The sequence below is a fragment of the Synechococcus sp. GFB01 genome (genome assembly GCF_001039265.1).
Classification (GTDB): domain Bacteria; phylum Cyanobacteriota; class Cyanobacteriia; order PCC-6307; family Cyanobiaceae; genus NIES-981.
Window position 1 is genome coordinate 1 of the sequence record NZ_LFEK01000069.1, and the last position, 9255, is coordinate 9255.

General features: G+C 68.8%; 9 protein-coding genes and 2 pseudogenes. 8 read left to right on the forward strand and 3 right to left on the reverse strand.

The features are described from left to right. Together SYNGFB01_RS08735 and SYNGFB01_RS08740 are read right to left on the reverse strand one after the other, a co-directional pair. Positions 1 to 444: pseudogene (locus SYNGFB01_RS08735) on the reverse strand (anthranilate phosphoribosyltransferase); the annotation flags it as partial. Between the two features lie 182 nt (positions 445 to 626). Beyond that, positions 627 to 944 (reverse strand): DUF3288 family protein, encoded by a 318-nt coding sequence (locus tag SYNGFB01_RS08740; RefSeq protein WP_048017744.1) that lies wholly within the window; start codon positions 942 to 944, stop codon positions 627 to 629. Between the two features lie 83 nt (positions 945 to 1027). On the opposite strand from SYNGFB01_RS08740, the gene SYNGFB01_RS08745 reads away from it, so the two are divergent. The 8 genes and pseudogenes from SYNGFB01_RS08745 to SYNGFB01_RS15490 all read left to right on the forward strand — a co-directional run bounded on the left by SYNGFB01_RS08745 (position 1028) and on the right by SYNGFB01_RS15490 (position 8612). Then, on the forward strand, positions 1028 to 2773 hold the full coding sequence (locus SYNGFB01_RS08745; protein WP_048017745.1) for an ABC transporter ATP-binding protein: 1746 nt from the start codon (positions 1028 to 1030) through the stop codon (positions 2771 to 2773). Positions 2774 to 2902: 129 nt separating this feature from the next. Further along, the gene (locus SYNGFB01_RS08750) at positions 2903 to 3157 is read left to right on the forward strand and encodes a hypothetical protein (protein WP_048017746.1); all 255 of its coding nucleotides are present in this window, start codon (positions 2903 to 2905) and stop codon (positions 3155 to 3157) included. A gap of 76 nt (positions 3158 to 3233) precedes the next feature. After that, positions 3234 to 3899, forward strand: a complete 666-nt coding sequence (gene msrA, locus SYNGFB01_RS08755; RefSeq protein WP_082325958.1) for a peptide-methionine (S)-S-oxide reductase MsrA — start codon at positions 3234 to 3236, stop codon at positions 3897 to 3899. 265 nt (positions 3900 to 4164) lie between these two features. Next, the gene (locus SYNGFB01_RS08760; protein ID WP_048017748.1) at positions 4165 to 5127 is read left to right on the forward strand and encodes an orange carotenoid-binding protein; all 963 of its coding nucleotides are present in this window, start codon (positions 4165 to 4167) and stop codon (positions 5125 to 5127) included. Positions 5128 to 5144: 17 nt separating this feature from the next. Then, positions 5145 to 5879 (forward strand): fatty acid desaturase, encoded by a 735-nt coding sequence (locus SYNGFB01_RS08765; protein ID WP_048017751.1) that lies wholly within the window; start codon positions 5145 to 5147, stop codon positions 5877 to 5879. A gap of 38 nt (positions 5880 to 5917) precedes the next feature. Continuing rightward, positions 5918 to 6247: a hypothetical protein gene (locus SYNGFB01_RS08770; protein WP_048017749.1), complete on the forward strand. Its 330-nt coding sequence runs from the start codon at positions 5918 to 5920 to the stop codon at positions 6245 to 6247. Positions 6248 to 6661: 414 nt separating this feature from the next. Further along, positions 6662 to 7225: pseudogene (locus SYNGFB01_RS15485) on the forward strand (glycoside hydrolase family 3 protein); the annotation flags it as partial. Between the two features lie 664 nt (positions 7226 to 7889). Then, positions 7890 to 8612 (forward strand): glycoside hydrolase family 3 C-terminal domain-containing protein, encoded by a 723-nt coding sequence (locus tag SYNGFB01_RS15490; protein WP_235300076.1) that lies wholly within the window; start codon positions 7890 to 7892, stop codon positions 8610 to 8612. A gap of 22 nt (positions 8613 to 8634) precedes the next feature. Here SYNGFB01_RS15490 and SYNGFB01_RS08780 read toward each other — a convergent pair whose 3' ends face one another. Next, a complete protein-coding gene (locus SYNGFB01_RS08780; RefSeq protein WP_235300077.1) occupies positions 8635 to 9102 on the reverse strand; it encodes a hypothetical protein in 468 nt (155 codons plus the stop codon). Positions 9103 to 9255: the final 153 nt, after the last annotated feature.

The window sequence follows — 9255 nt, forward strand, 5'->3', positions numbered from 1 at the left end:
GCAGGCTGCGATCACCTGCTCACGAGGCGCCTGCAGATGGATGCCGAGGGCCTCGAGCACATCCGCCGAACCCACCTTGCCACTGGCGCTGCGGTTGCCGTGCTTGGCCACGCTGGCGCCGCAGGCAGCGGCCACGAAGGCCACCGCCGTGGAGATGTTGAAACTGTCGGCTCCATCGCCACCGGTGCCGCAGGTGTCGACCAGGGGGAGATCCGGCCGAGGACCGGGCAGAGGACAGGCCTCGCGCAGAACGGCCGCCATCGCAGCCAGCTCCTCGCCGTTCAGGCCCTTGGCCCGTAGAGCCGACAGCAGGGCTCCGGTGAGCACCGGCTCGATCGCCTCGTCCAGCCAGCCGCGCATCAGCGCATCGGCCTGCGGGGCCGTCAGGGAGCGGCCCTCCAGCAACTGATCGAGCAGCTGGGGCCAGGGCTGGGCAGGGGCCATCGGGAAGGCTGCGGCAGGGATCCGGGGGCAGGCGGAGCGTGAGGTCAGTAAAAAGCCCGGGTGCAGAGCACACCGGGCCGGGTGATGGGGACTTCTCCACTATCACCTGAAGTGGGGGCAGTTGGCGATGCCCGGGCAAAGATTCTCCGCCGGGCCGCGGCGCGGGCCGGCAACGCCACGGTTCAGCCGTCCTGGTCGGCGGTGTCGAAACCCGATCCCACCGGCTCCGCACCGGCCGCCGCGGCGAGCGGTGCGGGCCTGTAACCCGCCGCCCAGATGGCGCGGGTGCGCTCCTGCAGCTGCTCCCGGCTCAGGCCCCAGAGGCGCAGCGCCTTGTGCAGGTCGGCCTGGAGATCGGAGGCACCGGGAAATCCCTCGTAGCGCATCAGCAGTCGGGCGGCGTCGACCAGATGGTCATCGGCGGGGGTGGCCGCTGCCAGGAGGCGGTCGACCACCTGCCGGTCGAGCGCATGGAGGGGATGGCTCTGCTGCTCGCTCATCGGCACGCCACGCTCCCACCAGTGTGACGGAAGCCGCCGGCGAGCGGCCGCTGCCTAGGTTGGGATGTCGCGGTTGCGACGCTTTGGCTGCCTTCAGAGTCGAACGGATCTGGCGCTATCTGCGGCCGCACCGGCGCACCGTGCTCCAGGGCGCTGTCGCCCTGGTGGCGGTGAACCTGCTGAGCGTGGCGATCCCCCTGCTGGTGCGGCGGGTGATCGACGATCTGAAGGATGGCTTCAGCCTCGCTGATGTGCTCGGCCAGGCCGGTCTGATCGTGGCCCTGGCCACGCTGATGGGCGGGGTGCGGCTGCTGTCGCGGCTGCTGGTGTTCGGCGTGGGGCGGCAGGTGGAGGCCGATCTCAAGCAGCGGATCTTCGACCATCTGCTGCTGCAGGAGCCCGGCTGGGTGCAGGGCACGGGCAGCGGTGAGGTGATCAGCCGCGCCACCAGCGATGTGGAGAACGTGCGGCGGCTGCTCGGATTCGCCGTGCTCAGCCTGACCAACACCGCCCTGGCCTACGCCTTCACCCTGCCGGCGATGCTGGCGATCGACCCCTGGCTGAGCCTGGCGGCGATCGCGCTCTACCCCCTGATGCTCTCGGTGGTGCGGCTGTTCGGCGGGCGGATGATGCGCCAGCAACGCCGTCAGCAGGAGGCCCTGGCCTCGCTCAGCGATCTGATCCAGGAGGATCTCTCCGGCATCGCCGCGATCAAGATCTACGGCCAGGAGGCCACCGAGGAGGAGGCGTTCGCGGGCAGCAACCGTATTTACCGCGATGCGGCCCTCAACCTCGCCCGCACCCGCAGCANCCTGTTCCCACTGCTGGAGGGGATCTCATCGCTGAGCCTGCTGCTGCTGCTGGCGCTGGGCAGCGGCCAGCTGCTCAGCGGCCGGTTGAGCATCGGCGATCTGGTGGCGCTGATCCTCTTCGTTGAACGGCTGGTCTTCCCCACCGCCCTGCTCGGGTTCACGCTCAACACCTTTCAGACCGGNCAGGTGAGCCTGGATCGGATCGAGGATCTGCTGGAGCGCCAGCCGCGGGTGGAGTCGCCGGCTTCGCCCCAGCAGGCGGTGAGCCCCGCCCGGGGCGCGATCGAGGCGCGGGGCCTCACGGTGCGCTATCCGGATGCTCCCCGGCCGGCCCTGGTGGATGTGACCTTCCGGGTGGAACCGGGCGAACTCGTGGCGGTGGTGGGGCCGGTGGGCTGCGGCAAGACCACCCTGGCGCGGGCGCTGGGGCGGATGGTGGAGGTGGAGCCGGGGCAGCTCTGGTTCGATGGCGTGGATGTGACCCGGCTCGACCTGGCGGAACTGCGGCGCAGAGTGGCCCTGGTGCCCCAGGAGGGGTATCTGTTCACCGCCACCCTGGCCGACAACCTGCGCTACGGCGACCCGCAGGCCAGCCTCGAGCAGGTCGAGCGCAGTGCCCGCGAGGCCCGGCTGGAGGCTGACGTGAAGGGGTTTCCCGATGGCTATCAGACCCTCGTGGGCGAGCGGGGCATCACCCTGAGCGGAGGCCAGCGGCAGCGCACCGCCCTGGGGCGGGCGCTGCTGATCGACGCGCCCCTGCTGGTGCTCGACGACGCCCTGGCGAGCGTGGACAACACCACCGCCGCCGAGATCCTGCGCAGCCTGCGGCGTCAGCAGCGCACGATCCTGATGATCAGCCACCAGCTCTCGGCCGCAGCCGCCTGCGACAGGGTGCTGGTGCTGGAGGATGGCCGGCTGGTGCAGCAGGGGCATCACCGGGATCTGGTCGAGCGGCCGGGCACCTACCAGCGCCTGTGGGAGCGCCAGCTGGCCAGCGAGGAGCTGCAGACCGCCTGATCCGGAGGCCTGAGCCCGGCCGGTGTGACGCCGATGCAGCAGCTCAACAGATTGTTGAGCAGGGCAGCCAGCAGCCCAGGCCGCGGCTTAGCTGGCGGCAGGCCGCACAGGCGCCGCCGCATACCCGCCATGGAACCCTCCGCCGTGACCTACCGGTTGCGCTGCACGCTCACCTTCGGCGACATCTATGGCCAGATCCTGATCTGGATGCTGGTGATCTTCGGCAGCCTGGCGGCGGGTCTGGCTCTGATGGGCACCAGCAAGCCGATCATCGCCCTGCTCGGCGTGGGGCTGATCCTGGTGCTGTCGCTGCCCTTCCTGCTGTTCGCGTTCACCACCACCCTGTTCAACCACCTGGCCCTGGAGCCGGATCGGGGCGGCTGAAGCGGCCCATAGCGGATGCTCCCTAGGCTGCCTTCAGCCGTGCCTTGCAGCCTTGCCCCAGGAGGATCGCCTGCACATGGTGCTCGGCACCCCGATCGATGCCGCTCCGCAGCCGGGGCAGAGCGAAGCCCTGTTCGGCTGCGGCTGCTTCTGGGGTGCGGAGAAGGGGTTCTGGCGCCTGCCAGGAGTGGTGAGCACGGCGGTGGGCTACGCCGGTGGCCATCTGGAACGACCGAGCTACCAGCAGGTGTGCAGCGGCCGCACCGGCCACACCGAAGTGGTGCGCGTGGTGTGGGATACCGCCCTGATCGGCTTCGGCGACCTGCTCAAGCTCTTCTGGGAATGCCACGATCCCACCCAGGGTGATCGCCAGGGCAACGACCGCGGCAGCCAGTACCGCTCGGCGATCTACGTGAACGATCCGAGCCTGCTGGCCCAGGCCGAGGCCAGCCGGGACGCTTACCAAAGGCTGCTCGATCAGGCGGGCTACGGCGCGATCACCACCGAGATCCGCAGCAGGGTGCCGTTCTGGACGGCGGAGACCTACCACCAGCAGTATCTGGCGCGGCCGGGCAGCCGGCCCTATTGCTCGGCCCAGNCCACCCGGGTNGCACTCGGCGACTTCCCTGGCTGCGACTACAGGCTCCCGGCCGCCGTCTGGCAGCACTACGACTGGAGCATCAGCCACTGCATCCTGCGCGGCGACAACACACCGATCTCATGCACACCCCAACGCCGTTAGGCAATGGGTGTAAAGGCTGATTGTCCGCCTGCGCTGGCTGAGCAAGCTGGAGAGAAGGCCCCGGGGAGGTCCGCCCATGGACGACACGTCTCTCACCACCCCTTGGCGGGCTGAGTGAGGCAGCGCATCGCTGCAGTGCCTTGAGCAGCACCCAAGCGGGAACGGCTCGCCGCCTGGGTCGGAATGCCGGCTCCCATCTCACCCAGGGCCGCCCGATCCGCTTCACACGGCCGTCACAACTCCACTGCCCTCCGCCTTGACCCCCATGTTCACCCTCGACAAAGCTGCACGGATCTTCCCCGAAACCCAGACGGCGGATGTCGTGCCCGCGATCACAGCGCGCTTCCGCCTGCTGAGCGCCGAAGATCAGCTCGCCTTGATCTGGTTCGCCTATCTGGAAATGGGCAGCACGATCACGATCGCGGCACCGGGCGCCGCCCGGATGCAGTTCGCAGAGCGCACGCTCAATGAGATCAAGGCGATGAGCTTTGCCGAGCAGAGCCAGGTGATGTGCGATCTGGCCAACCGGATCGACACTCCGATCTGCCGCACCTACTCGGTGTGGTCGGTGAACATCAAGCTGGGATTCTGGTATCAGCTGGGCGAGTGGATGGCCGCTGGACTGGTGGCCCCCATCCCCGAGGGTTATCAGCTCTCGGCCAATGCGACAGCGGTGCTGAATTCGCTCAAGGAGGTTGACAAAGGTCAACAGATCACGATCCTGCGCAACTTCGTGGTCGACATGGGTTACGACCCCCAGAAGGGCGAGGGCCAGCGCGTGATGGAGCCGGTCGTCCCACCAACACCGGAGCAGTTGCGCAAGAAAGTGTTCATCGAAGGGGTGATCAACCCCACCGTGAACAATTACATGGACCTTCTCAATGCCAACGATTTCGATAATCTGATCGAGCTCTTCATGCCGGATGGGGCTCTGCAGCCTCCGTTCCAGAAACCGATTGTCGGGAAAGACGCCATCCTGCGCTTCTTCCGTGAAGACTGCCAGAATCTCCAGCTCCTCCCCGAACGCGGCTATGCCGAACCAGCTGAAGGCGGATTCACCCAGATCAAGGTGACCGGTAAGGTGCAGACTCCTTGGTTCGGGGCTGGGGTTGGCATGAACGTGGCCTGGCGTTTTCTGCTCAATCCCGAAGGGAAGATCTACTTCGTGGCGATCGACCTGCTGGCATCGGCTGCTGAGCTTCTCAAGCTCGGGCGTGAGTCTGCTTGAGCCAACACATCGCCGGCATGGGCCGCACAACCCGCTGGGGGCTGCTGATCAACGCCGCCCTCATCCTGGGCTGGCTGGCGTCACTGGTGAGCCTGCTGGGGCTGAACATCCAATTGCTGCCCTGGTGGGGTCTGATCCCCGCCGTGCTGCTGAGAACGCTGCTGCAGACAGGCCTCTTCATCATCGGCCACGATGCGATGCACCGCATTCTCTGCCCAGGCCGGAGCCGATGGAACGATCGGCTGGGAGCGGCGGCCCTGGCGCTCTACGCGGCGCTGCCCTATCAACGGTGCCGGATCAACCACCAGCGACACCATCAGCTGACAGCAACCGCGGAGGATCCGGATTTCCCCTCAGGCGGGCAGACAGGAGCGCTTCACTGGTACCGCCAGTTCATGGCCGGATACCTCACGCTTCCCCAGATGGGGTGTCTGCTCAGCGGCTGGGCCGGGCTGGGGTTCGTGTTCAGCGGCATGACCCCCACGGCCATTGCCAATGTGCTGCTCTTCTGCACGCTGCCGCTGCTGCTGAGCTCACTGCAGCTGTTCATCTTCGGCACCTATCTTCCGCATCGCGGGCAGAGAGCTCCGCAGCGGCAGAGCTATCCGGAAAGCCTCGATCTGCCGCCGTGGCTCTCGCTGCTGGCCTGCTTCCACTTCGGCTATCACCGGGAACACCACGACGACCCGGGCCGCAGCTGGTTCGAGCTTCCGGCGGCACGGGCGCGATCCCGTCGGCTCACGATGACGTGAGCATGGAGTTAGCTTCACCCACAGCACGGTTCTGGCCGATGAGCGAAGCCCTTCTGGAAGGCTGGTCGGAGAGGGAGGAGGCGATCGCGCGGGATGCTTTTGAGCGTGCCTACGGGCGTGTGATCGAGCGGCTGGTGTCCGAACTCCAGACCAGGTCCGCATCGCTCAGTTCAGCCGAAACGATCTGGGCCTTGCACGANTTTCTCAGCATCGAGCGTCACACCATCGAAGGCCGCTTCGACTTCCGCCTCGAGGGCATTCTGTTCGTGTTCGCCAGCCTCGTGAAGGACAACATCCTGCAGCTCGCCGACCTGGAGGGTCTGGATGCCGACAAGCTCGCGAAGATCGCGGCGATGGCCCGCTTCTAGTCAGCCGCGCCAGCCCGGGCCAGGGCAGCGACGGCGTTGCGGTGAGACCGAGAGCATGATCAAGACCACGCCGCTGCAGCAGGCCATGCGGATCGCGGAGCAGCGCGGCCTTCGCCAGCGGCCGGTGGCCGGCGCAATGGTGCGGCCCCGATGAACGCACCGCCGGCCGACACGGAGCTGGAGTCGAGGGCCCGGCAGCTGCTGGCCCGGATGAGCACCGAGGAGAAGCTCGGTCTGCTCGATGGCGACACGCCCTTCTGGTCGGGCATGGCCGACATCGCCCTGCGCGATGCATCCCATCGCCATCCCTGGCCGGCGGGGCAGCTGCCTCGCCTGGGGCTCACGGGTCTGCACTTCGTGGATGGGCCGCGCGGCGTGGTGCTGCACCGCGGTGGCACCACATTCCCGGTGCCGATGGCCCGCGGCGCCAGCTGGAACCCGGAGCTGGAGGAGCGGATCGGCGAGGCGATCGCCCGGGAAGCGCGCAGCTGCGGGGCCAACTGGGTGGCGGCGGTGTGCATCAACCTGCTGCGGCATCCGGGCTGGGGACGGGCCCAGGAGACCTACGGCGAGGACCCGGTGCACGTGGGGGCGATGGGGGCGGCGATGACACGCGGGATCGAGCNGCATGCGATCGCCTGCGTCAAGCACTTCGCTCTCAATTCGATCGACAGCTCGCGCTTCCTGGTGGATGTGCAGGTGAGCCCGCGGGTGCTGCACGAGCTCTATCTGCCTCACTTCCGCGCCTGCGTGGAGGCCGGGGCCGGCTCGGTGATGAGCGCCTACAACCGGGTGAACGGCCGCTGGTGCGGCGAACACCCGGAGCTGCTCGAGGCGATCCTGAAACGCCGATGGGGCTTTCGGGGCTTCGTCGTGACCGACTTCATCTTCGGCCTTCGCAACGGCGTCGCCGGGCTTCTGGCGGGCCAGGACCTGGAGATGCCGTTCCGGATGATCCTCGCCGGCTGCCTCCCCGAGGCTCTGGCAGCGGGGCGGCTGCCGATGGCGCGCATCGACGACGCCGTGCTGCGCCAGCTGCGGGCGCAGCTGCGCGTGCCAGCCGGCTCCTATCCAGCCGAACTGCGCCGCTGCCCGGCCCATCAGGATCTGGCCCGGGAGGCGGCGCGCCAGGCGATCGTGCTGCTGCGCAACGAACCGCTCGGCAGCGGGGAGCCGGTGCTGCCGCTGCGGCAGCTCGGCTCGCTGGCGGTGATCGGTGCGCTGGCGGATAGAGTGAACCTGGGCGATCGCGGCTCGTCCGACACCCGGCCGCAGCCGGGCACGGTGGTGACCCCCTGGCCGGCTTGCGAGCAGCCCAGCCCGAGCTGCCGATCGTGCACGCCGATGGCCGCGATCCGGTGGCGGCGGCGAGGCTGGCGGCCGGCAGCGATGCCGCGGTGGTGGTGGTGGGCTCGACTGGCGGCTCGAGGGAGAGCACATCCACCCCGGCGACATCGCGCCGATCCTCAGGCAGATCCCGCCGCCCGATTGGTTGCGGCAGCTGCCCCTCTGGCCCGGGTTGCGACCGCACTGGCAGCGTGTGACCAGCCTGATCGCCTGGATCACAAGCTTCGCATCGGCGCGCCAGGGGGGCGACTTCGCCGCCGGCGACCGCACCAGCCTCGGCCTGGCGCCGGAGCAGGTGGCCCTGATCGGCGCCGTTGCCGCCGCCAACCCGCGCACCGTGGTGGTGCTCATGGGCGGCGGCGCCATCCTCAGCCGCAGCTGGGATCAGCAGGTGCCGGGGCTGCTGCTGCTCTGGTACCCCGGCGAGCAGGGCGGCCATGCCCTGGCCGATGTGCTGTTCGGCGCGGTGTCGCCCTCAGGCCGGCTTCCCTTCGCCATTCCCGCCCGGGAGACGCAGTTGCCGCCGTTCGAGCCGCGGGCGCCACGGGTGCACTACGACCTCTGGCACGGCTACAGGCGCCTGCAGCGCCAGGGTGAGGTGCCGGCCTACCCCTTCGGGTTCGGACTCTCCTACAGCCGCTTCGAGCTGAGCGATCCGGCGGCCGCCGTGCACACCGTCAGCGAGGTCGCCCAGGGCTCGGTGGAGCTGGCGTTGACGGTCGCCAACGTGGGAGCGATGGCCGCCGCCGAGGTGGTGCAGGTGTATCTCGAGCCACCCGGGGTGCTGCTGGAGCGACCGCGCCGCACCCTGGTGGGGTTCCAGCGGCTCAGCCTGAACGCGGGCGAGCGGCGGCGGCTCAGCCTCACCATCCCGCTGCGGCATCTGGCCTGCTTCGATCCCCAGCGCGACGCGTTTGTGCTGGAGGCCGGCGTGAATCAGCTGGTGTTCGCCCGTCACGCCGACGACGCCGGGCTGCCAGTGGGCGTGGAGCTGGAGGAGTGCTGCCTGGGGCCCTGAGCGGCGGCGGCAGTCGCCGGCCTCAGCACACCATCCGCGCCAGACAGCGCTGCAGCCGGCCGCGGTTGTAACGCTGCACCAGCACGCAGGGAAGGTTGAACAGGCTGGCAAACGCCAGGTTCACCATCACCCCCGCCGGCGGCAGCCACAGGGCGGTGAGCAGTGCGGCGGGCCAGAGCAGCCAGTGCACGAGCTCGGCGCGACGGGTTTCGAGCAGCAGCCGTCGCAATGCCGCCGGATCGCGTTGCACCAGGCTGGCCTTGCGCACCCCGCCGGGCAGGGCGCCCCCGGCGTCGGGGATCCACCGCTTCCAGCCCCGGATGTGCAGCGGTCCCGCCTGCCGTGACAATCGACACCAAGGGGAGGCTGGTGATGGCAGGGTCGCTCGGGGGCTGCCAGCCCCCAGCCAGCGCTCCGGCAGCTGATTGGCCAGCAGCCCCACCAGCAAGGAGGCCAGCAGCCAGAAGGCCGCCGAGCTGACCAGCGGCATGAGCTCCCGGACCTCCATCAGCGGGTGCGGAAGCGACGGCCCTTCCACTGCACCTCTCCCCGCTCCAGGTTGAAGATGGCCCGCACGAACACGCCAAGAAAGAACAGCACCGGGATCGGGAAGATCAGGTTGATCCAGCTGAACCGCCCGACC

Coding starts and splice junctions, on each gene's coding strand:
- SYNGFB01_RS08740 (WP_048017744.1), bottom strand. CDS start 944: ATGAGCGAGCAGCAGAGCCATCCCCTCCATGCGCTCGACCGGCAGGTG.
- SYNGFB01_RS08750 (WP_048017746.1), top strand. CDS start 2,903: ATGGAACCCTCCGCCGTGACCTACCGGTTGCGCTGCACGCTCACCTTC.
- SYNGFB01_RS08760 (WP_048017748.1), top strand. CDS start 4,165: ATGTTCACCCTCGACAAAGCTGCACGGATCTTCCCCGAAACCCAGACG.
- SYNGFB01_RS08765 (WP_048017751.1), top strand. CDS start 5,145: ATGGGCCGCACAACCCGCTGGGGGCTGCTGATCAACGCCGCCCTCATC.
- SYNGFB01_RS08780 (WP_235300077.1), bottom strand. CDS start 9,102: ATGCCGCTGGTCAGCTCGGCGGCCTTCTGGCTGCTGGCCTCCTTGCTG.